Origin of the sequence: Nocardioides sp. URHA0020, assembly GCF_000620705.1 — a bacterium.
Classification (GTDB): Bacteria; Actinomycetota; Actinomycetes; order Propionibacteriales; family Nocardioidaceae; genus Nocardioides.
This window is the reverse complement of the sequence record NZ_KK211168.1, coordinates 608,741-633,216: the sequence shown is the minus strand read 5'-3', so window position 1 is coordinate 633,216 and position 24,476 is coordinate 608,741. Positions and strand designations below refer to the sequence as shown.

The following is a 24,476-nucleotide window of genomic DNA, read 5'->3' as shown; positions in this document are numbered from 1 at the left end:
TGTGCTACGAGGGGCACGTACTCCTCAGCGAGCAGGCTGGGGTCGGTGGACTCGAGTTGGTCGGTTGGGCCCGACACGCCGTTGAAACGGTTCACGAGAGGATCTTGACCGAATCTTGTGGATTAAATGGGCGCAGTTGTCCGAAATGGCCCAGGTGGGCTATGGCAACGTTATTGCGGACTAGGGACGGCCGAATCGGTGTCGTGATCGGTTTTCCGTTGGCGGTGGTCCCCGAACCCGCCGAAAAGGTCGGTCTCTCAGCCCTCGAAGGCGCAGAACTCGTTGCCCTCGGGATCGACCAGGACGGTCCAGACAACCTCGTCGACTCGAGCGTGAGCGGTGGGTCAGCTCGGCTTTCGTAGGGTGGGGGTGACACCCCGGGCCGCCGGCCCGGCCGGTTCGACGTCGTGGACGAGGAGGCACCGATGCTGAGACTCGCACCGCCCGCTGGTCTCCGTGTCCACGTCGAGATGGTCCTGCCTGCTGCACGGCGCTCCCGCGCCGGCGTGGTGCTGAAGGCCGCGGGGCGCCGACGTGGTTGACGATCGTGACCGCAACGAGGAGGGACGCGCGCAGCAGGCGCGACCACGCGACGCTCTGGGACGCCCCCTGCCGTACGGCGCGGCCGGCGTCGAGCCGATCTCCGAGGTGCCGCTCTCGCCACAGGAGACGCTGCGCTACGCCCGCCGCCTGCTGGACGAGGGGCGCCCTTTTGCGGCGCACGAGGCCCTCGAGGTCCGGTGGAAGTCGTGTCCGGACGAGGAGCGCCCGTTGTGGCAGGGCCTGGCGCAGTTGTGCGTCGGTCTGACCCACCATGCGCGCGGCAACGCACGCGGCGCCTCGAGGCTCGTCGAACGCGGCTCAGGGCACCTCCAGGAGTATGCGCAGAGCGCCGGTCCCACCTTCGGCCTCGACCTCACGTCGCTGGTCGAGTGTGCCCGCGTCCGGGTCGAGGACGCCTGAGGGTCCGGTCGGCGCCAGGTCGACATGGGTGGAGGAGGCGCCGATCGGATCCTGTGGTCAGATCGGCCCGCAGCGCGGACATCTCCTTCCGCGTCATCGAAATCGGGCGTAACCTGCGGCCCGAGGCCTCGTTGTGCCGGATGATTGATTCTTGCTGACGGACGACCGACTGGGGGGTCGGTCTCGTTCGGGGGACGGCAATGCGTCGATCAACGGCCACGTCGCTGCCACCCCGAGATGGCAGTGGACAGGCCGCAGACCGCCCCGGCATCGCTGATGCCGGGGCGGTCCTGCGAGGCCGGCGCGTCGATGAGGTACCCGGGCTCGCGACCAGGGATGGCGCAGGTCAGTAGCCGGCGAGCCAGTTCTTCAGCTCGACGATGACCACCGCGGCCAGCAGGACCGCGCCGGCGTACGCCGTGGCCTTCACCCGACTGGTGCCGCCCCACCGCATGGAGAGGTAGCCGACGACGGCGACGAACGCCGAGAGCCACAACTCGGTGGCGTTCAGCTCGATCGAGTCCGGGAGGACGAGCAGGGGGATCGAGGCCAGGACCGCCACCGCGGCGGCGCCGGTCAGCTGGGCCGCGGCCAGCCCGAGCGACTCCCGGTCGAACTCGCCGGCGCTGACCATGCGGGTCGCCATCCAGAAGGCGAACCAGTGCGCCACGGCCAGGCCCAGGGTGATGCCCCAGACGATGCCGAGACCGTGGGCGTGGAGGTCCTTGCTGTCCGGCAGCGCCGTCAAGGCGGCGAGCAGGCAGATCGCGATGTAGAGCGCCATCGTGTTGGCCTCGCGGCGGCGCTCGACCCGCTGCCCCTCGTGAGCACTGCGCACGTCGACCATGGGGAGCATCATCCACGGGTCGGAGCCCGGTTTCCCGTCGAATGGCGCGATCGCTGTGCCACGATCACGTCCATGGCGAGAATGAGACGTGCGTCACTGGCCGTCATGGCGCTGGTCGCCCTGGTAGCAGGACTGCTGGTGGCGACCGACGTGCCCACCTCCGCGGACCCGGTCGAGCTCACCCTGCGGCCGAGCGTCAACCAGCTCTACGTGCTGGATGCGACGCCGGGCCAGGCGCTGCAGCTCGTCAACGCCGGCGACGCGGTCGTCGGCACCGGGACCGCGGACACCGCGGGCAGCTTCGTGTGGCGCGAGCTCAAGGCAGGCAGCTACACCGTGCGTACGACGGGGGAGCCGGTCGTCACGGTCGGGCCGGTCACCGTCACCGACTACAGCGCCGCGCCGCCGGCCGCGTCGTTCTACTCCGGCCAGACCCTGGCCGAGGGGTTCGGCTACATCACGACCCGCGACGGCACCACGCTCTCGGCCAACGTCTCGCTGCCGTCCGGCCCAGGTCCCTTCCCGACCGTGGTCGAGTACTCCGGCTACGACCCGAGCAATCCCGCCAACACCACGATGTCGGTGCTCTACAACGCGCTCGGGTTCGCCTACGTCGGAGTCAACATCCGCGGCACCGGCTGCTCGGGCGGCTCCTTCCTCAACTTCGAGCCGGTCCAGAGCCTCGACGGCTACGACATGATCGAGACGATCGCCGCCCAGTCGTGGGCGAAGTTCCACAAGGTCGGCATGGTCGGCATCTCCTACCCCGGGATCTCGCAGCTGTACGTCGCGCAGACCCGGCCGCCGCACCTCTCCGCGATCTCGCCGCTCTCGGTCATCGACGACACCTACAACGGCACGCTCTACCCCGGCGGCATCCTCAACACCGGCTTCGCCGTCCCGTGGGCCGCCGAGCGCTCGTCCGACGCGGCGCCGTACGGCGAGGGCTGGGAGCAGCCGCGCGTCGACGGTGGCGACACCACGTGCGCGGCCAACCAGGCGCTGCGGCTGCAGAACCCGGACCCGCTCAAGCTGATCAAGGCCAACCCCTTCTACTCCAAGAAGGTCGGCGACCCGATCTCGCCGGCGCTCTTCGCGCACCGGATCAACGTCCCGGTCTTCCTCGCCGGCGCCTGGCAGGACGAGCAGACCGGCGGGCACTTCCCGGCGATCCTCGACGACTTCACGTCCTCGCCGCACCTCTTCGCGACGATGACCAACGGCTCGCACACCGAGTCGCTGAGCCTCGGCGTCTTCGACCGGTACGCCGACTTCCTCGACCTGTACGTCGGCCGCCGGGTGCCGACCAACGCCAAGGGGCTCGTCGCGCCGTTCCTGTCCGAGCAGCTGACCGGCGTCAGCGGCGTGGGCCTGCCGCTCGGCATCAACTACACGGGCATGAGCTACCCCCAGGCGCTGCGGGCCTTCCAGGCCCGCAAGCCGATCCGGATCCTCTTCGAGGAGGGGGCCGCCGACGGTGCCCCCTCCGGCGCCCCGCTGCCGCGGTTCGAGGCGGGATACAGCTCCTGGCCGATCAGGAGCGCCAAGCCGACCGCGTGGTACCTCACGCCCGGGGGCGGCCTGAAGGCCAAGCCCTCCAAGCTGCGCCCGCGCCAGGCGAAGCAGCGCAGCTATCGCGCGGATCCCCGGGCGCTGCCGCGGACGACGTACTCCGGCTCCAGCTCCGGCATCTGGACGGCGCACCCGAAGTACCACTGGCGCCAGATCCCGGCCGACAAGGGCCTGGGCTGGATCACCGCACCGCTCAAGCGGAACGCGGTCGCCATCGGCACCGGCTCGGTGGACCTGTGGATCCGGTCGGCCGCGCGCGACACCGACCTCGAGGTGACGCTGAGCGAGGTGCGGCCCAACGGCACGGAGGTCTACGTGCAGTCCGGCTGGCTGCGCGCGAGCCACCGCAAGCTCGACGCCGCGAGGTCGACCGTCATCTCGCCGGTGCACACCAACCTCAAGTCCGACGCCACCCGGTTGCCTGCCGGCAGGCTGACCCGGGTGCGGCTGGAGCTCTTCCCCTTCGCGCACCCCTTCCGCGCGGGCTCGCGGCTGAGGATCACCCTCGACGCACCGGGCAACGCCCGGCCGCTGTGGGCCTTCCAGACGATCTCGCGCGGTGAGCGGGTGTACGTCGCCGCCGACCGGCTGCACCGCTCGCGGGTCGTGCTGCCGCTGGTCTCCGACGTCAGCGTGCCGCCGAGGGCGCCGAAGTGCGCGTCGCTGCGCAGTCAGCCCTGCCGCACCTACGGGACGAGGTAGCGTCGGGCAGGATGGCGCCCATGCGAGTGGGACTCACCGGCGGCATCGCGTCGGGCAAGAGCACGGTGTCGTCGATCTTCGCCGAGCTCGGCGCGGTCATCATCGACGGCGACAAGCTCGCCCGCGAGGTCGTCGAGCAGGGTCAGCCCGGCCTGGCGCAGGTCGTCGAGGCGTTCGGCCCCGAGATCCTGACCGCCGACGGCGACATGGATCGCGCGAAGGTCGGCCGGATCGTCTTCAACGACGACGCCAAGCGCAAGATCCTCGAGGGGATCGTGCACCCGCTGGTCTTCGAGAGGTACGCCGCGCTGGAGGCCTCGGCCCCGCAGGACGGGATCGTCATCCACGACATCCCGCTGCTCGCCGAGACCGGTCGGGCCGACACCTTCGACGCCGTCGTCGTGGTGGAGACGCCGACCGAGGTGCAGATCGAGCGGATGCTGCGCGACCGCGGCTGGAGCCAGGCGGACGCCGAGTCGCGGATCGCGGCCCAGGCGACCCACGAGCAGCGGCGAGCGATCGCGACGTACCTGATCCTCAACACCGGCACCCGTGAGGAGCTGCGGGCGCGGGTGGAGGAGGTCTACGCGGCGCTGGTGGCGGCGCGCTGACGTCGTCTGCGCGTGGTGGCGGCGCGGTGGCCGGCGTGGTGGTGTGGTTGCGGGGGTTTCGAGGCTCAGGCCTGGCGGCCTTCGCACCTCAACCCGCGGGGCGGCCCGGCGGCCTTCGCACCTCAACCAGCGGGGCGGCCCGGCGGCCTTCGCACCTCAGCCCGCCGCACGGCCCCTGAAATGGTCTCGACCCGCCCGACGAGGTCGGGCGGGTCGAGCGGGCTGGTCGCCGGTCAGGCGGCCAGGTCCGGGTCGCCGAGGCGACGGAGCTTCTGCAGGGCCTCGCGCTCGAGCTGGCGGACCCGCTCGGCGGAGATGCCGTGCTTGAGGCCGATGTCGGCGAGCTTGTGCTGCCGACCGTCGACCAGGCCGTAGCGCGACCGGATGATGTCGGCCGCTCGGTCGTCGAGCTGTCCGACCAGCGAGTTGAGCCGCTCGCGCGACTCGACGTCGAGGACGGTGAGGTCGGGACCCGGCGAGGTCTCCTGGGCCATCAGGTCACCCAGCGAGGTGTCGCCGTCCTCGTCGATCGGCGAGTCCAGGCTGACGTGCTCGCGGCCCCACGCCATCAGGTCCAGGACCCGGTCGATGGTCATCCCGAGCTCGGTCGCGATCTCCTGCGGGTCGGGGTCGCGACCCAGCTGGCGCTCCAGCGTGCGGCGCGCGCCGCCGACCTGGTTGAGCTCCTCGACCACGTGCACGGGGAGGCGTACGACGCGAGCCTGCTGCGCGATGCCGCGGGTGATCGCCTGCCGCACCCACCACGTGGCGTACGTCGAGAACTTGTAGCCCTTCGTGTAGTCGAACTTCTCGACCGCACGGATCAGGCCGGTGTTGCCCTCCTGGATCAGGTCGAGCATCGGCATCTGGGCCCGGCCGTACTTGCGGGCGATCGAGACCACCAGACGCAGGTTGGCGTTGATGAAGGTCTGCACCGCCTGGCGACCCTGCTCGGCGAGCCACTCGAGCTCCTCCTGGGTGGCCGACATCGGCGCGCCACCCTTCTTGCGTCCGATGCGACCCTCGGCGAGCAGGTGCTCGGCCATCAGGCCGGCCTCGATCGTCGTGGAGAGCTCCACCTCGGCGGCTGCGTCGAGCAGCGGGTTGCGGGCGATCTCATCGAGGTAGAGGCCAACGCTGTCGCGGCCCTCGATCTCGCGGGTACGGGCTGGAGCGGTACGTGTAGCCATGTGACGCCCTCCTTCGATCGTGGACGACGCCACTGCGTCTCCACACGTCTTCACAACGTCCACGGTGACCGATGGATTCCCTCGGTAAACGTGGACCTTCACTAGTGACTACGTGCGGGAGAGCCGAAGAGTTGCCGCTGCGGCGTACTCTCAGGGACTTCTCAGGGGAGGGCCGCGGGTGTCACCTCGGCCAGCCCCATCCGGTCCAGGATCCAGGCGAGCGTGAACGCCCGGTCGTGCCACGACTTGTAGCGCCCCGAGATGCCCCCGTGACCGGCCGACATCTCGGTGCGCAGCAGGAACTCCTGCCGCCCGACGGCGGTGGCCCGGAGCTTGGCGACCCACTTGGCGGGCTCGACGTAGAGCACCCGGGTGTCGTTGAGGGAGGTCTCGGCGAGGATCGGTGGATAGTCCACCGCCGCCACGTTGTCGTACGGCGCGTAGGACGCCATGTAGTCGTAGACCGCCGGGTCCGCCTCGGGGTTGCCCCACTCGTCGTACTCCGTGACGGTCAGCGGGAGCGTCGCGTCGAGCATGGTCGTGAGCGCGTCGACGAACGGGACGGCCGCGACCACCCCGGCGTACTGCTCGGGCGCCTGGTTGACGATCGCGCCCATCAGCAGGCCACCGGCGCTGCCGCCCTCGGCCACCAGCGTGTCGGCGCTCGACCAGCCGGTCTCGACCAGGTGGCGCGCGCACGCGTTGAAGTCGGAGAAGGAGTGCTGCTTGGCGAAGAGCTTGCCGTCGTCGTACCAGCGTCGACCGAGCTCACCACCACCGCGCACGTGCGCGATCGCGAACGCCGCGCCGCGGTCGAGCAGCGCGAGCCGCGCGATGGAGAAGTAGGGGTCCATCGAGGCCTCGTACGCGCCGTACCCGTAGAGCAGGGTCGGCACCGGGCCGGTCCGGCTCCGGCGGGCCACGATCGAGATCGGCACCTGCTCGCCGTCCTCGGCGGTCGCCCACAGCCGGTGCTCCTCGTAGTCGGCGGGGTCGTAGCCGCCGAGCACCGGCGCCTGACGCAGGAGCGTCAGCGATCGGTCGCGCACGTCGTAGTCGTAGACCGACGACGGCACCGCCATCGTCGTGTAGCCCAGGCGTACGACGGGCTGGTGGAAGCCCGGGTTGCCGGCGGAGCCGACCGTGTAGATCTCGTGGTCGAACTCGACGAGGTAGTCGTCGCCGACGCCCTCGGGGCCGAGCTCGAGGATCCGCAGCTGGGTCAGCCCCTCGCTGCGCTGGTGCACGACCAGGTGCCCGGCGAAGGCGTCCACGTCCTCCAGGCGTACGGCGGGGTTGTGCGCGATCAGCGGCTGCCAGTCGGCCGGCGGGGTCGGCGTGACGGGCGCGGTCGCCAGCTCGAAGTCGGCGCCGGTGTGGTTGTGCATCACCAGGAAGACGTCGTCACCGGCGATCACGGCGTGCTCGAGGGAGTACTCGACGCCCTCGGTGCGCTCCGCGAAGACCTGCCAGCCGGCCTCGGGGGCGTCGGCGTCGAGGAAGCGGTACTCCGAGGTGGTCTTCGAGCCCGAGGCGATCACCAGGAAGCGGTCGCTGCGGGTGCGGCCCACGCCGACCCAGAAGCGGCCGTCGGTCTCGTGGTGGACCAGCTCGTCCTCGTCCTGCGACGTCCCGAGCCGGTGCCGCCAGATCTTGTCGGCGCGCCAGGCGTCGTCGATCGTCGTGTAGTAGAAGTTCTCGCTCGCGCGGTCCCAGGTGGCGCCGCCGATGACCCCGGTGATCTCGTCGGCGCGCAGCTCGCCGGTCGTCAGGTCCTTGACCCGGATCGTGTAGCGCTCGTCGCCGACCACGTCGGTCGAGTAGGCCAGCAGGGTCGTGTCCGGGCTGACGGCGGAGCCGCCGAGGGAGAAGAACTCGTGGCCCTCCGCGAGGGTGTCCAGGTCGAGCAGCACCTGCTCGCCGGGCAGCGCCGGCTGGTCGGGCGCGGTGTCCTCGGCGGGCCGCGGGGGAGTCCAGTCGTCCACGTCGACGACCGGCACGCGGCAGCTGGCGCCGTACTCCTTGCCCTCGAAGGAGCGCCCGTAGTACCAGAAGCCGCGGTTGCGGGTGGGCACCGACAGGTCGGTCTCCCGGGTGCGTGCCTTGATGCCGTCGAAGACGGACTGGCGCAGCTCGGCGAGGTGGGCGGTCTGCTCCTGCGTGTACGCGTTCTCGGCCTCGAGGTAGCCGATGACGTCGGCGGAGTCCTTGTCGCGTAGCCACTCGTAGTCGTCGGTCCGGGTCTGGCCGTGGATCTCGGTGCTGGTGGGTCGCTTGTCGGCGATCGGCGGGGTGGTGGCGCGTTGCATGGCCTGAACCTATCCGGGCGCCTGCAACGGACGCGGTTTGGTCACCAACCGCAGATCTCGGGGGCCTGGAGCTGCGGTTGGTGACCAAACCGCGGGCGCTAGCGTTCGCACGTGCCCGGCCCCGTGATCGACCTCAACGCCGACCTCGGCGAGGAGGTCACCGACGACGCCGCGCTGCTCGCCGTCGTGACCAGCGCCAACGTCGCGTGCGGCTACCACGCCGGCAACGCCTCGATCATGCGTGCGGTCTGCGCCGAGGCGGCCCGGCTCGGCGTCTCGGTCGGCGCCCAGGTCTCGTACGACGACCGGCCGGGCTTCGGGCGGGCGCCGCGCGACGTGGCGTACGACGTGCTGCGCGACCAGGTCGCCGACCAGGTCGGCACCCTCGCCGCGATCGCCGCGACGGCCGGCACGTCGGTGCGCTACCTCAAGCCGCACGGCGCGCTCTACCACCGCGTCCTCGACGACGAGGATCAGGCACGGGCGGTCCTGGACGGCTCGGGCGACCTCCCCGTGCTCGGGATGCCGGGCCGGCTGCTGTCCCTGGCGCAGGCGGCCGGACGGCGGGTGCTGCACGAGGGCTTCCCCGACCGCGGCTACACCGCAGCGGGCCGGCTGGTGCCGCGCTCGGAGCCGGGGGCGCTGGTGACCGAGGAGGGCGAGATCGTGGCGCAGGCGCTCCGGCTCGCCGCGAGCGTCGACTCGCTGTGCCTCCACGGCGACAGCCCGGGGGCGGTCGAGCACGCCGTCGCCGTACGTCGCGGACTCCTCGCAGCTGGTCTGGTGCTGCGAGGGCTGTAGCGGCGAACCTCTCCACTGCGGTGCCCGGCGTCCGATGATCGGGTCGTGACCATCACCCTGTGCCGCGCCCTGGGCGCCACCCTCCTCGTCCCTGCCCTCCTCGCGCTCGGGGCGTGCAGCGGCTCCGTCTCGGTCGACACCGGCGGGTACGACGCCGCCGACGTGGCCGAGCAGGTCCAGCAGGCCCAGGAGAAGGCGACTCCCGACCTCGACGTCACCGACGCGACCTGCCCCGACGACTCGAAGCCGAAGAAGGGCGCCTCCATCGAGTGCACGATCAAGATCGAGGGCGTCCAGGCGCCGTACGCCGTCACCTTCACCACGGTCACCGACGACGACGTGAAGTTCGCATCGCACCGGCTCAGGCCATCGTCTCGTCGGCCAAGGTGGTCGAGTTCCTCCAGCAGCAGGCGACCGACCAGGGCCTGACCGACGTGACCGCGGACTGCGGCGAGCAGGCCGTGCTGGTGCAGGACGCCGACACCACCTTCACCTGCTCGCTGGTCCAGGGCGAGGACACCCAGGAGGTCACCCTGCGAATCAAGGACCTGCAGGGCACGGTGGCGATCGAGTCCTGACGCTCGCGGCAGTCCGCAGCTCTCCACAGCACGGTCCACAGGTCTGGACCGCCGTCTGTGGAGATCCCGCCACCGTTGTGGATGAACCGCCCCGACCTGTGGAGGACCCTGGGGGACCGGCGGAATGTCGCCGGGACCCCTTGCGGGGTGTGACCCGCACCACGTAGAACTCTCCTCACCAGGTCGCCGGCAACGGGGAGCTGGGATCGGACAGGAACCAAGATCCGCACCGCGAGGCGACTCGCGGCGCCGGCCCGGTGACGGGGCGGGCGGGGTCGAGGGGAGTGCCCGGTCGACCGGACGTCACCGAGCCGGTCGAAGCGAGGGGCCCCTGGCGCTCATACCGCCGGGGGCCCCTCATCCATTTCCATGGTGATCCCGTTCGGCGACGCGTGCAACGCCGTGCGCGTGACGTCTGTGTGAACGCCGCCTCCCCGCGAGCCACGTCAGACTGGACCCATGCAGCTGCACGCCGTCGGTCGCTCCGCGCTCCTCGCCGAGGTCGCCGACGCCGTCGAGGCGCTCGACCTCGCCACCTGGGCGCGCTCGGTCGGCGTCGACGCGGTGGAGGTGGTGCCGGCGGCGCGGACCGTGCTCTTCGACGGGGTCGGCGACCCGGCCGCGCTGACCGCGCGGCTCGACGGCTGGACCCCCTCGGGCGCACGACCCACGGGCGACCTGGTCGAGATCCCGGTCGTGTACGACGGGCCTGACCTGGCCTTCGTCGCGGAGGTCTGGGGCACCGACGTGGCCGGTGTCGTCGCCCGGCACGGCGAGGTGGAGTACGTCGCCGCGTTCTGCGGCTTCGCGCCGGGCTTCTCCTACCTGTCCGGGCTGCCGTTGGAGCTCGCCGTACCCCGCCTGGGGTCGCCGCGACCCCGCGTGGCCCCGGGGTCGGTCGGACTGGCCGGCGCATGGTGCGGGGTCTACCCGACGGCCTCGCCGGGCGGGTGGCGGCTGCTGGGTCGCACCGACGCGAACCTGTGGGACCCGTCGCGCGACCGGCCGGCGTTGCTGCCGCCGGGCACCCGGGTGGTGTTCGTCCCGCGATGACCTCCCTGCACGTGCTCGCCACCGGCCCCCTGGTCACGGTCCAGGACCGGGGCCGCCTCGGCCTGGCCCACCTCGGCGTCGCCCGCGGTGGCGCGCTGGACGGGCCGGCGGCCGGGCTCGCCAACCGGCTGGTCGGCAACGACGAGGACGCCGCCGTGCTCGAGGTGCTGCTCGGCGGCCTCGAGCTGCGTGCCGATGCCGGCTGCTGGGTCGCGGTGACCGGGGCGGGCCGCCCCCACGCCCGGGCCGAGTGGCTCGCCGCGGGCGCGACGCTCCAGGTGGCTGCTCCGGCGACGGGACTGCGCAGCTACGTAGCGGTCGCCGGCGGGATCGCCGTGCCTGCCGTGCTCGGGTCGCGCTCCACCGACACGCTCGCGTGGGTCGGGCCCGACCGGGTCCTGCCAGGCGCCGTCCTCCCGGTCGGCGAGCCCGCCGGGCGACCGCGGGCGCTCGACACCCCCCGGACGCCGACGCCCGGGCCGTTGCGGGTGCGCCGGGGCCCGCGCGCCGACTGGCTGAGCCACGACGCGTTCGAGCGGCTCTGTGCCACGTCGTACGTCGTGGCGGCCGACTCCGACCGCATCGGCCTGCGCCTCGACGGCGCGTCCCTGCCGCGGCGCCGCGAGGACGAGCTGCCGAGCGAGGGGATGGTGCTCGGGGCGGTGCAGGTGCCGCCGAGCGGCGTACCGATCGTGTTCCTGGCCGACCACCCGCCGACCGGTGGCTACCCGGTGCTGGCCGTCGTGGAGGCCGACGACCTGTGGCAGTGCGCGCAGCTGCGGCCGGGGGAGGGCGTGCGGTTCACTCCGGCGCGCTCGGGGTCGTCCACGCGCTGAGCGCCGGGTCGTCCTCGGCATAGCTGCGCACCGGCCCCGCCGGGCTCGTCGCCGTCTCGAACCGGATCGTCACCACCCCGCGTCCCGACCCCCAGACCCACCCCTGGCCGAGCTCGGCGTGCACGACGTCCATCCCGGGAGCCCAGGTCGGTCGCGAGCTCTGCGGCAGCTCGACGTCGGGCAGCTCCTCCTCGTCCTCGGTGGTCTCCCCGAAGAGGTCCTCCTGCACCCAGTCGGCCAGACCGGACACGCCGACGCCGAGGAGGCGTACGCCGCCGGAGGTGTCGAGGTCGGCGAGCAGGCCGCGGGCGAGCCGCGCGATCGTCGCCGCCGTGTCGGTGGGCGAGCCCAGGGTGGAGGAGCGGCTGACCGTGGTGAAGTCGTGCATCCGCACCTTGATCGTGATCGTGCGCCCCGACAGCCCGCTCTTGCGCAGCCGCCGCGCCACGTCGCCGGCCTGACGCGTCAGCAGGTGCTCCATCAGGCTGCGGTCGGTCAGGTCGTGGTCGTAGGTGCCCTCGACGCTGACCGACTTGGCCTCGCGCTCGGAGACCACCGGCCGGTCGTCGTCGGCCCGGGCCAGTGCGTAGAGCCAGTGCCCGCTGGCCTTGCCCAGCTCGCGCACCAGCTCGTCCTCGCTCAGCTGCTCCAGCTCGGCGACCGTCTGCACCCCGACGCGTCGCAGCCGCTCCGCCGTGGCCGGTCCGACGCCCGGGATGACGGAGGCCTTCATCGGGCGCAGCAGGTCGCGCTCGGTGCCGGGCGGCACGACGACCAGCCCGTCGGGCTTGTCGAGGTCGCTGGCGACCTTCGCGATGAACTTCGAGGTGCCGACGCCGACCGACGCCGTCAGCCCGCCCGTCACCTCGGTCACCCGGGAGCGCAGCTCCTCGGCGAACGCCGTCACCGACGCCAGCGACAGGTCGGTGAGGCCGGGGTGCTCGGTGGTGTCCGCGACGGCCAGGTCGACGAACGCCTCGTCGAGCGAGAGCGGCTCCACCAGCGGCGAGACCGACCGGAGCAGCCGCATGACCTGGTCGCTCGCTGCGCGGTAGGCGTGGAACCGACCCGAGAGGAAGGCCGCGTGCGGGCACCGCGAGCGCGCCTCGCGGGTCGACATGGCCGAGCGGACGCCGTACTGCCGGGCCTCGTACGACGCCGTCGCCACCACGCCGCGGCCGCCGACGCCGCCCACGACGACGGGCTTGCCGCGCAGGGACGGCTTGTCGCGTTGCTCAACCGCCGCGAAGAACGCATCCAGGTCGAGGTGGAGCACCGACGCAACCGCTCGCACCCCGAGAACCTATCGCGGCCCTCCGACAGCCCACCTGCCGCTCACAGCAAGCCCTCCCGCAGCCGTCTTCACAGGCCCGCCCACCACCGGCCGCCGACGTCGGCAGCACCGGGGAGCGTCGAGGCATGACCACAGACCAGTCCCCACCCACGACCACCCTGACCGCCCGCACGCCCGAGGACCTCCTCGCGGTGGTGCCCGTCGTCCTCGGCTTCGAGCCGACCGAGTCGATGGTGATGCTCACCTTCGGCGGCGACCGACCCTTCCATGCCCGCGTCGACCTGCCCGACGCGGTCGACGACGTCGCCGAGATGGCCGCCCTGCTGGCCGAGCCGGCGCGCCACCACGGGGTCCGGCGCGCGTTCCTGATCGCCTACAGCGACCGCGACCGGTTCGCCGACCGGGCCCTGCAGGCCACCGCGCAGTCGCTGCGGCTCCACGGCGTCGAGGTGATCGACGGGCTGCTCACCGACGGCCGGCGCTGGCGACCGGTGCCCGGCCGTCCGGGCGTGCCCCTCGACGGGGTGCCCTACGACCTGTCGGCGCACCCGTTCGCCGCCCAGGCCGTCTACGACGGCCGCGTGGTCCACGCCTCGCGCGACCGGCTCGCCGAGACGGTCGCCGCGCAGCCCGACCTCGTGGCGCGGGTGGTGCCGGCGCTGGCCGCGCTCACCGGTGAGCCGCTCCCGGCCCTCGAGGAGGGCCGGTGGGCGCGTGAGCTGGTGGAGCGGCACGTCGGCCGGGGCACCTCGCCGGCGGACGCCGAGGTCGCCCGGCTCCTGCGCGGCATGCTCGACCTGCGGGTCCGCGACGCGGCCTGGTCGTCCCTGACGCGCACCCGGGCACGCGAGCACACGGCGTTCTGGACCGACGTCGTACGGCGCGCGCCCGACCCGCTGGTGGCGGCGCCCGCGGCCCTGCTGGGCTTCGCGGCGTGGCAGGCCGGCCAGGGCGCCGTGGCCTGGTGCGCGGTCGACCGGTGCATCGAGGCCGACCCCGGCTACTCGCTGGCCGGGCTGGTCGCCGAGGTCCTCACCCGCGCCGTGCCGCCGGAGACGTGGGAGGGCGGCTTCGACTGGACCACGGGCCTGTCCGCGTGAGGGATGCGGATGAAGGTCCGGCCCATCGGGTAGTGGTCGGGCATGGTGCGCACCGTGGGTCTCGAGGAGGAGCTGCTGCTGTTCGACCCCGACACCCGGGAGGTGGCGGCGGCCGCGCCGCAGGTGATGAAGCAGTTCCGTGAGCACGGCCGCGGCCGGCTGGAGGCGACGGCGGCCTCCGACGAGCTCGACCAGGAGCTCTTCCAGCACCAGCTGGAGACGAAGACGGACCCCACCCGGTCGGTCGATGACGCGTTCGTCCAGGTGGTGACGGCTCGCCGTACCGCCGGGGAGGCTGCTCGCGAGGCCGGCTTCGCGCTGGGCGCGTCCGGGATCGTGCCGCTGGGCGGGGACCTCTCCGTGGTGACGCCCAACGACCGCTACCGGTCCATGGTCGACACCTACGGCGAGCTCGCGCGCGGCGGCGGCACCTGCGGGATGCACGTCCACGTCGCGATCGACTCCGACGAGGAGGGGGTGGCCGTCCTCGACCGGATCGGCCCGTGGCTGCCGGTGCTGCTCGCGATGAGCGCCAACTCGCCGTTCGCCGACGGCCGCGACTCCGGCTACGCCTCCTGGCGGGCGCAGGTCTGGAGCCGCTGGCCCAGTGCCGGCCCGACCGAGCAGTTCGGCTCGGTCGAGGGCTACCGCGAGTCGACCCGGATGATGATCCGGACCGGCGCGGCCCGCGATGACGGGATGCTCTACTTCGACGCCCGGCTCTCCGTGCACCAGCCGACGCTCGAGGTCCGCGTCAGCGACGTCTGCGCCGACCCGGAGGATGCCGTGGCCATCGGCGCGCTCGTGCGGGGCCTCGTCGAGACGGCGGCCGGCGAGTGGCGCGACGGCCGGCCGGTGCCGCGCTGGCGCTCCGAGGCGCTGCGCGCGGCGCACTGGCGGGCTGCTCGCTACGGCATGTCCGACGCGCTGGTGCACCCGCTGGAGCGCGAGCTCCGGGGCGCGCGCGAGGTCGTCGACGCCCTGGCGGACGCGGTGGCTCCCGCCCTGGCGGAGGCCGGCGACGCCGACCGGGTGGCCCGGGTGCTCGACCGGCTCGTCCACGCCAACGGCGCGACCCGGCAGCGGGCGGCGTACGAGCGCACCGGCAGCGTTCGTGGTGTCGTCGACGACCTGATCGCCCGCACCGAGGCGTCGTACGAGACCTTGATCGACGACCCCGGCCACTAGGGTCTCCCCATGGGCGAAGAGGTCGAGGCTCAGGAGTTCTCCCGCGCTGATCGCACGCGCCACCGGGAGAAGGTGCGTCGCAACCTGGACGTCTTCGCCCGGATGCTGCGCGAGGCACGCTTCGACACCGACGACCCGATGACGGGTCTGGAGGTCGAGCTCAACCTCGTCGACGAGGTCGGCGACCCGGCGCTGAAGAACGCCGAGGCGCTGGAGGCGATCGCCGACCCGGACTTCCAGACCGAGCTGGGCCAGTTCAACATCGAGATCAACGTGCCGCCGGCCAAGCTGCGCGAGGGCGGTCTGACCACCTTCGAGGACACCCTGCGGCGCAGCCTCAACGACGCCGAGGAGAAGTCCTCCGCGGTCGGTGCCCACATGGTGATGATCGGGATCCTGCCGACGCTCGCCGAGGGCCACATGGGCCTCGACGCGCTGAGCGCCAACCCGCGCTACAAGCTGCTGAGCGAGCAGATCCTCAACGCCCGCGGCGAGGACATCACGATCGCGATCGACGGCCCCGAGCGGTTGCGCACGACGTCCGACTCGATCGTCCCCGAGGCGGCGTGCACCAGCACCCAGTTCCACGTGCAGACCTCGCCCGACCAGTTCGCGGCCTACTGGAACGCCTCCCAGGCGATCGCCGCGGTGCAGGTCGCCGTGGCCGCGAACTCGCCGTACCTCCTGGGCAAGGAGCTGTGGCGCGAGACCCGGATCCCACTCTTCGAGCAGGCGACCGACACCCGCAGCGAGGAGCTCAAGGCGCAGGGGGTCCGGCCGCGGGTGTGGTTCGGCGAGCGCTGGATCACCTCGATCTTCGACCTCTTCGAGGAGAACGTGCGCTTCTTCCCGGCGCTGCTCCCGGTCTCCGACGACGAGGAGCCGCTGGCCGTCCTCGAGGACGGCGGCACCCCGCGGCTCTCGGAGCTCCGGCTGCACAACGGGACGATCTACCGCTGGAACCGGCCGATCTACGACGTCGCCGGGGGAGTGCCGCACCTCCGGGTCGAGAACCGGCTCCTGGCCGCCGGCCCGACGGTCGCCGACACCATCGCCAACGCCGCCTTCTACTTCGGGCTGGTCCGCGCCCTGGCGGAGAGCCCGCGGCCGCTGTGGTCGCAGATGTCCTTCAGCGCGGCCGAGGAGAACTTCCACGTCGCGTCGCGCCAGGGCATCGATGCACAGATCTACTGGCCGGGCGTGGGACAGGTGCGGGCCACCGAGCTGGTGCTGCGCCGGCTGCTGCCGATGGCCCGCGAGGGACTGGCCTCGTGGGGCGTCTCGCAGGCCGAGTCCGACCGGCTGCTCGGCATCATCGAGCAGCGCTGCCTGCTCGGCACCAACGGCGCGGAGTGGTTCGTCCAGCGGGTGGGCGCCGAGGGCAACCGCGACCGGTACGACGCCCTGCGGGCCGCACTGCTCGACTACCGCGAGCGGATGCACACCAACGAGCCCGCCCACACCTGGGACTGAGCCCGTCGGCGGCTCACCGGTTGCGCAGCCGCTTCCACTCCCGTCGTACGCCGGTGCGCGGGTCGAACCACCCGTGGCGGGTGACGACCACCAGCACCAGGTCGACCGCGGCCTCCGCTCCGGCGGAGCGCGCCGCCGCGAGCCACGCCAGGTCCAGGTCACCGACCTCGAGCGGGCCGGACCGGGTCAGCCACAGGATCGGGACGGCGCCGGCGACGGGCGCGTGTCGACGTGCGGTGTGCAGCATCGCCGCCACCACGTCGGTGCGCAGGGCGTGGTCGAGCCGCTCGTCGAGGCGGACGACGTACACGTCCTCCGGCCCGCCGGGCCATCCCACGTGCAGCAGCGGCGGGTGCACCCGCCGGCGCTCGCGCATCGCGTGATCGGCGACCGCGCGCCGGAGCACCAGGTGCAGCGATCGCGCGAGCGGTTCGTGGATGCCCTCGATCGCGACCACCTCCCCTCCTCGGAGGTCCACCCTCACCCGACCGGCGGTGGCGCCGCGGCGCCCATCCACAGGCTGCGTGCTTCGCGCCGGATCGGCTACGGTGCCGGTGACGTCTTGAACTTGGGAGGATCGATGGGAACCGTCGTCGTGGGCTACGTGCCCAAGCCCGAGGGGGATGCTGCGCTGCGTACGGCGGTCGCCGAGGCCAGGCTCCGCTCGGCCAGCCTGGTCGTCGTGAACTCCCAGCGTGGTGGCGCCGACTTCGACCAGGACGCCTCCACCCAGACCGACCGGGAGATGAACGCCGTGCGCGCCACGCTCGACGGCTCCGGCGTGCCCTACGAGATCCGCCAGCTGGTGCGCGGCTTCGAGCCGGCCGAGGACCTGATCAGCATCGCCGAGACGAGCCAGGCCGAGCTGATCGTGATCGGCCTGCGCCGCCGCTCGCCGGTCGGCAAGCTCATCCTCGGCAGCAACGCCCAGCGGATCCTGCTCGACGCGCACTGCCCGGTGCTGGCGGTCAAGGCCGACTGAGTCGGTCGCCCCTCCGCGATCCGCGAGTGGGTGACCTCCCATGGCGCACCGGCGCGCTGGCCCAGGTCCTGGCCGACGATCCGTTCGCACTGTTGGTCGGCATGATGCTCGACCAGCGTCTGGAGACACGAACACGAGGCATCGACTGTCGCGCTCGTCCTCGCCGAAGCCGAGGAACGTGGACGACGAGACCCACCGGGCGACCCACAGCGCTCCTGCTCGGCTCAGAGGTTCTGTGCATCGAGCCAGTCGAGAGTCGCTGTGGCGACCTCCCGCCAGCCGGCGTCCATGGTCAGCGAGTGCCCACGCCCCTCGAACTCCTTGTACTCCGTGACCGACGGGTTGTCGGCGTACAGCTTGAAGACCTGCCTGGTCACCTTGGATGGCACGGTGTGGTCGTTGTCGCCGCTCACCAGCAGGAGCGGTCCCCGGACGGCGTGATGGGTGTCGACGGCGGCCGGCGAGTGCTTCGAGAAGGTGGCTGCGGCGTCCTCGAAGAGCGGTCGGCCGGGTCCAGGGATGGTCCACGCCTCGAACAGGGCGTCGGACTCCTCCTCGGTCAGGGCGTTGCCGAAGCTGTAGTGGAACTGCTTCGCCGTCAGCGACACCGTGCGCTTCTTGTTGGCCGGGTTGCCCAATACCGGGAATCCCGAGCGGAGCTGGGAGAAGGGCAGCGCCGTGACACCCTTGATGGGCGCCGGGTCGATGGCGACGGCGGCGACGGCGAGGTCCTTGGCGATCAGCTCCTGAGCGATGAGGCCCCCGAAGGAGTGCCCGACGACGATGGGCTTGTCCGCCATGGTCCCGATCACGGATGCGTAGTGGTCGAAGATGTCCTCGATGCCGATGCCGTTCAACGGCTCCGGGTTCGCCCTGGTCTCCACGACGGTCTCGGAGTCCCCGGGCCACCCGGGCGCGCTGGCGTCGTAGCCAGCTTCCGCGAACAGGTCGATCCACGGCGCCCACGCGGTGGAGTGGATCCACAGCCCGTGGATGAACAGGACCGGCGGCTTGGTGCTTGCGTCACTCATGACTACTCCTTGGTTGGGTGATGGTCGAGCTCAGGGCAGGCTGACCGACCGGTGTGGCCGGCCCGTCGTCTGACGGCATGGCCTGCGGACGGGACAGTCGTCGTACGGCGAAGGGGAGAGCCGCGGCGGTGCCGATGGCTGCCGCGTACGGCGTCCAGGCGATGTGGTCGGCGTTGACCAGCACCGTTCCGACGATCGAGCCCAGGGCGATGCCGACGTTGAAGCTCGCGACGTTCAGTGTCGAGGCGAGGGTGCTTCCGGGGCCGGCGATCTCGATGACGCGTGACTGGAGGAGCGGTGGGAGGGCGAACCCGGTCAGTCCCCACAGCACGAGGAGTACGACGGCCGCCCCGGGCGTGGAGCCGCCCAGCCCGAACAGGGCCAGTACAGCGGTCAGCAGCGCCAGGACCACCGGCAGCGCCTGGGCGGGCCAGCGGTCACCGGCACGGCCACCCACCACGGCCCCCACCGCGGTCGCCAGGCCGTAGACCAGCAGCAGCGCTGGCACTGCTCCTTCGGCGACACCCGTGATCTCGACCAGGTAGGTGGTGATGAAGGTGAAGACGGCGAACATCGATCCGAACCCGAGCGCGGTGGCGACGAAAGCCCGCGCCAGCGCCAGCCGGTCGACGGCCCGTTCGCCCGGCTCGGCGACGGCATCGGTGGCAGACGGGCTCTTCTCGACGAAGGCGATCCAGACCGCGGCAGCACCTCCCATCAACGCGATGGCGGCGAACGGGACCCGCCAGGAGGTGGCCTGCCCCAGCAAGGTCCCCAGCGGGACCCCCAGCACCGTCGCGATCGTGAGCCCGCCGAACATCAGCCCGAGCGCACGTGACTTGCTGGACTCGTCGACCAGGCTGACCGCCAGGACCGCCGCGATCCCGAAGAAGGCGCCGTGCGTCGCGGCAGCGAGCACCCGCGCCACCAGCAGCACCTCGAAGGAGCCCGCGACGGCCATCACGACGTGGGCGGCGACGAACACGCCCAGCAGGGCCTCGAGCGCCGACTTCGGTGGGCGCCGCCGCAACAACCACGCAAGGAGCGGTCCACCGCCGGCGATCCCCACCGCATAGGCCGTCACCAGGGTGCCGGCAGAGGCGACAGAGACCGACGTCGCGCTGGCGATGGTCGGCAGTAGGCCGACGACGACGAATTCCGTGGTCCCGAGGGCGAACGCCGCTGCGGTGAGGGGCAGGAGAGTCTTCGGTAGTGCCATGGCTGGGACCTTCCAGTCGGGGACCTGCCTCAACAGACCACAACCGGAAGGGCAAGCGAACCCAGGAAAACCCCCAGTCCACAGACGACACCGCTCGGGGAGCGACGCCTTGCTGCCGGGCTCAGCTCTCGGTGCGCTCCAGCTGCAACCGGTCCTTGAGTTGGCGCCGCGACTTGATCTGGAGCTTCCGGAAGATCTTGGTCAGGTGGAACTCGACGGTGCTCTCGCCGATGAACAGCTTGGTTGAGATCTCCTTGTTGCTCATGCCCGACCTGGCCAGCTCGGCGACCTGCTGTTCCTGGGGGGTGAGCAGGCTCGCGTCGCCCGAGTCCCGACGGAGCCGCTCCCCAGTGGCGCGCAGCTCCGCCTCACACCGCTGAGCGAAGAGGCGCGCACCCATGGCGTTGAACAGCGTCAGGGCTTCCTTGAGCTGGACCCGCGCATCGAGCTTGCGACCCTCCCGACGGAGCCACTCGCCGTACAGCAGGTGGGACCTGGCGTGCTCCGTGCGGACGCCGGAGGTGGCGAGGAGCTCGAGGGCTCTGCGGAAGTAGGCGTCGGCCTCGCCCCTGCGGGCGCAGACGGCCTCCGACCGGGCGAGGAGGCCCTCGGACCAGGGAGTGCGACAGGCAGCGACGCGCTCGCGGAGCTGACCCAGGCGGAGCCGGACCGTCTCCTCGTCGTGGATACGCGCCGCCGCCTCGATCGCTTCGGGCAGCGCCTGGGACCCCCAGGGCACGTGGTCGTGCTCGATGGCCTGCGACGCGGCCGCGAGGGCCTGCTCGTAGTTGCCCAGGCTGTTCTCCAGGACCGCGAGACTCATCCAGCCCCAGTCCTCGAGCACGCTCTTGCCGAGCTGGACGCCCCATCGATGGATGAGCGCGTCGATGATCTCCCGAGCCTTCGCCTCGGCACCCATCCAGACGAACAGCTCTCCTTCGTACGGCGTGTCCACGACGCTGGGCTCGGGACTCAACATCGCGACGAGTCCACGGAGCTCACTCATCATCAGCTGTGAGGAGCTGAAGTCCCCCTCGAGCAGGTACACGCGTCCGAGGCTCGCCTGGCTGGACCTGAGACTGCCCATCGACCCGTGACCGAGATCGTGCGCCCGATAGCGCGTGCTCAGGACCCTGAGCGCGTCGAGGTCCCACAGCTCGGCAGGCATCAGGACGGCTAGCGTGGTCAAGCCGATCTCGCCGTCCATGCTGACCTCGTTCTCGATGATGTCGGCCACGGCCCGCTTCATCTGGGCTGCCGCCCGCGGATGGCCGGCATGCATCCGGAGGGCACCGGCCATCGCCAGCCCGTCCCGGGAGCGGTCGACGGCCTCGACAGGTGGGTCGTCCGCCAGCCTCGCAACCTCGGCATTCAGCTCGGCGAAGGACAGACCGGTCATGTGCCGCCCGCTCATGAACGCCGCCCCGAGGGCCTCGAGCGTCACCGTGCGGGCGAGGTCGACATCGAGAAGACGGGCCTGGTCGAGGACCTCGATCAGGTGTGCCGAGATCTCGCTCGCCGAGGCGGCACCCGCCAGGTGGATCACTGCTTGGAGCCGGACGACCTGCACCCGCAGGTGCAGGTCGTCCAGGTCGGTCGCTGCCAGGTCGAGGATGCGTTGGGCGCCGACGCGGTCCCCGGCACGCAGCAGTGCCTGCCCGGCCCCGAGCTGCCGCTGTGCTTTCAGTGCTGGGTTGGCGGTGAGCTCAGCAGCGCGGGTCAGGTACGTCGCCTGGGTGGCGTATCCGCCCTTCGGTCGGACCCGGTCAGCGCAGGCTTCCAGAAGCGCGGCTACCTCGTCGTCGTGGAGGACCGCGGCACAGGCGCGATGCCAGGCATGGCTCTCGACGTCGAGAGCGGCGTCGGTCGCGTCGGCGAGGGCAGCGTGGACGCGCCGCAGGTCGCCGGGCTCGGCGGAGGAATACGCCGCTGTACGGATGAGTGGATGGCGAAAGGCCGGCGCGGGCTCGTAGCTCCAGACGCCGGCGCGGACGGCGGCGTCGGCATCCTCGGGCGCGAGGCCGAGCCGAGTCGCCGAGACCCAGAGCACCTCCGAGTCGCCCTGCCCGTTTGCGGCTGCCAACAGCAACAGCTGCTGGCAGCGCGGCGGCAGGTCCGCGATCTGCCGCTGGAAGTGATCGACGAGCACCTCGCCGACCGACAGCTCACTAGCCAGATGCAGCGATGCGTGGAGCTGGGAGGCGTCCGCAGCGTGCACCAGCTCGACCACGGCCAGCGGATTGCCGTTGGTCGCCTCGACCAACCGGACGAGGTCGACGGTCAGCGGGTCGTAGGACGGTGCGTCGAGGGAGGCGAGGAGCTCACTGACGGCGCGCGCCGTCAGTCCACCCAGCTCGAGCTTCGGCAGGTCGTTGACCTGCTGCGGCACCTGTCCGACGCGGGAGCTCAGCACCAAGGCGACGGCGTCGGAGTCCAGCCGCCGCGCGACGAAGGCGAGCACCTCGAGGGTGTCGGGGTCGATCCAGTGGGCGTCGTCGATGACGATCAGCAAGGGACGCTCTGCCGCCGCGCTCCGGAGCACCGCAAGGACGGCAAGCCCGAGGTGGAGACGCTGGAACGGCTCGTCGGACAGACCCAGCGCCGTGGCCATGGCGCGGTGCTGGGGGATGGGCAGGGCTCTCATCCGGTCCAGCAATGGCGACACCAGCCGGTCCAGACCCGAGAAGACGATCCGTGTCTCGGACTCAGCGCCGGCAACGTGCAGGACCCGGAACTTCTCCGCCCGGGCGGCGAAGTGCTCGAGGAGGTGCGTCTTGCCGGCGCCGGCCTCCCCGACGAGGAGCAGCGATCCGCTTCGGTTCGTCGTGGCCCTCACGAGGAGCTCGTTGAGGCGTCCCATCTCGAAGTCCCTACCGACGAGCGGTCGCCGCTCGGTCACTCCAAGTTGATCCCGGGACTCGACCATGGACCAGATTCCTACCGTGAATTGGACCCTCGAGGGGCAAAGGCGACCATATTGCTCGGGTTCGAGACGCGCAACGCACTGGGGTTCACCCCGGATGCGATCCGTGCCCCCGATCGATCAACTGGGATGGCGTCCCGTTGAGTCCACCTGGCTCAGGCGCACCGGACCGTAGATCGGAGCACGCGCATGTCTCTTCAAGCACTTCGCGCATTCCCTCGACGCACCATCCTCCTGCTGATCCTTGCCCTGTCGGTGGTGGTCGGCGGGACCGCCATCGCTGCCGGAGCCGACGTCAGCAGCTCAGCCACTTCCTCGGCCCCCAGATCGGATCGAGCAGCCAAGCCGACCATCGTGCTGGTGCACGGTGCCTTTGCTGACGCCTCCGGGTGGAACGGCGTCACCGCGCGCCTGCAGGCCGGGGGCTATCCGGTCCTGGCCTGGTCCAACCCCATGCGAGACCTGACGTCGGACAGCGCCGCGCTTACGACCTTCCTGTCCACCGTGACGGGGCCGATCGTGCTCGTCGGTCATTCCTACGGCGGAGCGGTCATCACCCAGATGACGGGCAACAGCCACATCAAGGCGCTGGTCTACGTCACCGGCTACGCGCTGGCCAAGGACGAGAACGTCTTCGCCGCCAGTGCCCTGGGCGGTGCACAGTCCACGCTCGGTGAGCACCTCGTGTTCCGTCCCATCCCGGGCGCGGGGCCCGAGAACGCCGACGCGTACGTCGACCCGGCGTACTTCCACCACCTGGTGGCCGGCGACCTCAGCAAGCGACGCTCCGCCGTCCTCGCGGCGAGCCAGCGACCGGCGGCCGTCACCGCGTTCTCGTCCCCGTCGAGACAGCCCGCGTGGGCGACGATCCCTTCGTACTACCTGATCGCCACCCGTGACAACGCGATCCTCCCGAAGGCCCAAGCGGCGATGGCCGAGCGCGCGGGCGCCAAGACGACGAAGGTCGCGGGCTCGCACTTCGTGATGCTCAGCCATCCCAAGGTGGTGGCCGATTTCGTCCGCAAGGCGGCGACCGGCGGCTGAGCCTCGACATCACCGGCCCCAACGCCGCGATGACGAGATCTCGTTCGCTCCGTGACCCCGGGCCACTTGCCTGGCTGAGACCGCGCCGAGACCCAGTGGCCTCGGTAGGGCATCCGTCAAGTGGCTGAGGGTCAGGCATGCTGGTCCCATGGCGATCCACATCACCGGCGACGCTGCCGCCGACCAGGTGCTGACCGACGACCCGTTCGCGCTGCTGGTCGGCATGATGCTCGACCAGCAGTACCCGATGGAGCACGCGTTCCGGGGGCCCGCGAAGGTGCTGGACCGGTTCGGGACCCTCGACCCGGCGCGGATCGCGGCCGCCGACCCGGAGGAGTTCGCGACGCTCTGCTCGACGACGCCGGCGATCCACCGGTTCCCCGGGTCGATGTCGGCGCGGCTCCAGGAGCTCGCCCGGATCGTCGAGGACGAGTACGACGGCCACGCCGAGCGGATCTGGACCGAGGCGAAGGACGGCCGCGACTTCCTCAAGCGGATGCAGGCGCTGCCCGGCTTCGGCAAGCAGAAGGCGCAGATCTTCGTCGCCCTCGTCGCCAAGCAGCTCGACGTGCGCCCGGAGGGCTGGGAGGCCGTCGTCGGGGCGTACGCCGAGGACGGCTACCGCTCGGTGGCCGACGTCGTCGACGACGCGAGCCTGCAGAAGGTGCGCGACTTCAAGAAGGCCAAGAAGGCCGAAGCGAAGGCGCAGGCAGGCTGAACCGAACCGAGCACCGGCGGCGTCTGAGTTGTTGTGAGTGTC

Annotated in this window: 22 protein-coding genes; 14 read left to right on the top strand and 8 right to left on the bottom strand. The window is 71.5% G+C overall.

The window, feature by feature from the left end; translation table 11 throughout:
* The first annotated feature begins 534 nt into the window (after positions 1-534).
* The gene (locus tag N542_RS0114735) at positions 535-963 is read left to right on the top strand and encodes a DUF309 domain-containing protein (RefSeq protein ID WP_028644587.1); all 429 of its coding nucleotides are present in this window, start codon (positions 535-537) and stop codon (positions 961-963) included.
* Positions 964-1,309: 346 nt separating this feature from the next.
* Here N542_RS0114735 and N542_RS0114730 read toward each other — a convergent pair whose 3' ends face one another.
* A complete protein-coding gene (locus tag N542_RS0114730) occupies positions 1,310-1,810 on the bottom strand; it encodes a hypothetical protein (protein ID WP_051551801.1) in 501 nt (166 codons plus the stop codon).
* Positions 1,811-1,882: 72 nt separating this feature from the next.
* Between N542_RS0114730 and N542_RS24985 the strand changes: the two genes are divergently transcribed.
* Both N542_RS24985 and coaE read left to right on the top strand, forming a co-directional pair.
* Complete coding sequence (locus tag N542_RS24985) at positions 1,883-4,084, top strand: CocE/NonD family hydrolase (protein WP_081795205.1); 2,202 nt, start codon at positions 1,883-1,885, stop codon at positions 4,082-4,084.
* Positions 4,085-4,104: 20 nt separating this feature from the next.
* A complete protein-coding gene (gene coaE, locus N542_RS0114720) occupies positions 4,105-4,695 on the top strand; it encodes a dephospho-CoA kinase (protein WP_028644585.1) in 591 nt (196 codons plus the stop codon).
* A 233-nt stretch (positions 4,696-4,928) separates the two neighbouring features.
* Here coaE and N542_RS0114715 read toward each other — a convergent pair whose 3' ends face one another.
* Entirely contained in the window at positions 4,929-5,885 is a 957-nt protein-coding gene (locus tag N542_RS0114715) for a sigma-70 family RNA polymerase sigma factor (RefSeq protein WP_028644584.1), read from the bottom strand.
* Positions 5,886-6,046: 161 nt separating this feature from the next.
* A complete protein-coding gene (locus N542_RS0114710; protein WP_028644583.1) occupies positions 6,047-8,194 on the bottom strand; it encodes a S9 family peptidase in 2,148 nt (715 codons plus the stop codon).
* A gap of 111 nt (positions 8,195-8,305) precedes the next feature.
* Between N542_RS0114710 and N542_RS0114705 the strand changes: the two genes are divergently transcribed.
* From N542_RS0114705 to N542_RS0114685, 5 genes are all read left to right on the top strand, one after another.
* Positions 8,306-8,995 carry a 5-oxoprolinase subunit PxpA gene (locus N542_RS0114705; protein WP_155993074.1) on the top strand — a complete coding sequence of 230 codons (690 nt, stop codon included), beginning with the start codon at positions 8,306-8,308 and terminating at the stop codon, positions 8,993-8,995.
* A 45-nt stretch (positions 8,996-9,040) separates the two neighbouring features.
* Entirely contained in the window at positions 9,041-9,424 is a 384-nt protein-coding gene (locus N542_RS24980; protein ID WP_036507847.1) for a DUF4333 domain-containing protein, read from the top strand.
* Positions 9,382-9,573: a hypothetical protein gene (locus tag N542_RS0114695; protein WP_028644581.1), complete on the top strand. Its 192-nt coding sequence runs from the start codon at positions 9,382-9,384 to the stop codon at positions 9,571-9,573. The genes N542_RS24980 and N542_RS0114695 overlap by 43 nt, the downstream gene beginning before the upstream one ends.
* A gap of 459 nt (positions 9,574-10,032) precedes the next feature.
* Positions 10,033-10,626, top strand: coding sequence for a 5-oxoprolinase subunit B family protein (locus tag N542_RS0114690; protein WP_028644580.1), 594 nt, complete (start codon positions 10,033-10,035; stop codon positions 10,624-10,626).
* On the top strand, positions 10,623-11,462 hold the full coding sequence (locus N542_RS0114685; protein ID WP_028644579.1) for a biotin-dependent carboxyltransferase family protein: 840 nt from the start codon (positions 10,623-10,625) through the stop codon (positions 11,460-11,462). The genes N542_RS0114690 and N542_RS0114685 overlap by 4 nt, the downstream gene beginning before the upstream one ends.
* Here the strand turns inward: N542_RS0114685 and N542_RS0114680 are convergent.
* Positions 11,428-12,756 carry a DNA polymerase IV gene (locus N542_RS0114680; RefSeq protein WP_028644578.1) on the bottom strand — a complete coding sequence of 443 codons (1,329 nt, stop codon included), beginning with the start codon at positions 12,754-12,756 and terminating at the stop codon, positions 11,428-11,430. The two genes, N542_RS0114685 and N542_RS0114680, sit on opposite strands and share 35 nt — an antisense overlap.
* A gap of 125 nt (positions 12,757-12,881) precedes the next feature.
* Here N542_RS0114680 and N542_RS0114675 point away from each other — a divergent pair, with 125 nt between their 5' ends.
* The 3 genes from N542_RS0114675 to N542_RS0114665 are packed head-to-tail and all read left to right on the top strand — an operon-like array spanning position 12,882 to position 16,517.
* On the top strand, positions 12,882-13,856 hold the full coding sequence (locus N542_RS0114675) for a DUF4192 domain-containing protein (RefSeq protein ID WP_028644577.1): 975 nt from the start codon (positions 12,882-12,884) through the stop codon (positions 13,854-13,856).
* A 42-nt stretch (positions 13,857-13,898) separates the two neighbouring features.
* Entirely contained in the window at positions 13,899-15,044 is a 1,146-nt protein-coding gene (locus N542_RS0114670; RefSeq protein WP_028644576.1) for a carboxylate-amine ligase, read from the top strand.
* A gap of 9 nt (positions 15,045-15,053) precedes the next feature.
* Positions 15,054-16,517, top strand: coding sequence for a glutamate-cysteine ligase family protein (locus tag N542_RS0114665; RefSeq protein WP_028644575.1), 1,464 nt, complete (start codon positions 15,054-15,056; stop codon positions 16,515-16,517).
* 13 nt (positions 16,518-16,530) lie between these two features.
* Here N542_RS0114665 and N542_RS0114660 read toward each other — a convergent pair whose 3' ends face one another.
* Complete coding sequence (locus N542_RS0114660; protein ID WP_231482670.1) at positions 16,531-16,974, bottom strand: hypothetical protein; 444 nt, start codon at positions 16,972-16,974, stop codon at positions 16,531-16,533.
* Positions 16,975-17,097: 123 nt separating this feature from the next.
* On the opposite strand from N542_RS0114660, the gene N542_RS0114655 reads away from it, so the two are divergent.
* Positions 17,098-17,499 carry a universal stress protein gene (locus N542_RS0114655; protein ID WP_028644573.1) on the top strand — a complete coding sequence of 134 codons (402 nt, stop codon included), beginning with the start codon at positions 17,098-17,100 and terminating at the stop codon, positions 17,497-17,499.
* 224 nt (positions 17,500-17,723) lie between these two features.
* Here the strand turns inward: N542_RS0114655 and N542_RS0114650 are convergent, their stop codons facing one another.
* From N542_RS0114650 to N542_RS0114640, 3 genes are all read right to left on the bottom strand, one after another.
* Complete coding sequence (locus tag N542_RS0114650; protein ID WP_028644572.1) at positions 17,724-18,530, bottom strand: alpha/beta hydrolase; 807 nt, start codon at positions 18,528-18,530, stop codon at positions 17,724-17,726.
* Positions 18,523-19,749, bottom strand: coding sequence for an MFS transporter (locus tag N542_RS24975; RefSeq protein WP_051551798.1), 1,227 nt, complete (start codon positions 19,747-19,749; stop codon positions 18,523-18,525). The genes N542_RS0114650 and N542_RS24975 overlap by 8 nt, the downstream gene beginning before the upstream one ends.
* Before the next feature lie 121 nt (positions 19,750-19,870).
* Positions 19,871-22,675, bottom strand: coding sequence for a helix-turn-helix transcriptional regulator (locus N542_RS0114640; protein WP_081795203.1), 2,805 nt, complete (start codon positions 22,673-22,675; stop codon positions 19,871-19,873).
* Between the two features lie 351 nt (positions 22,676-23,026).
* Here N542_RS0114640 and N542_RS0114635 point away from each other — a divergent pair, with 351 nt between their 5' ends.
* Positions 23,027-23,716, top strand: coding sequence for an alpha/beta hydrolase (locus tag N542_RS0114635; protein WP_197025965.1), 690 nt, complete (start codon positions 23,027-23,029; stop codon positions 23,714-23,716).
* Positions 23,717-23,864: 148 nt separating this feature from the next.
* A complete protein-coding gene (locus N542_RS0114630; RefSeq protein WP_028644569.1) occupies positions 23,865-24,434 on the top strand; it encodes an HhH-GPD-type base excision DNA repair protein in 570 nt (189 codons plus the stop codon).
* The last annotated feature ends 42 nt before the right edge of the window (positions 24,435-24,476 follow it).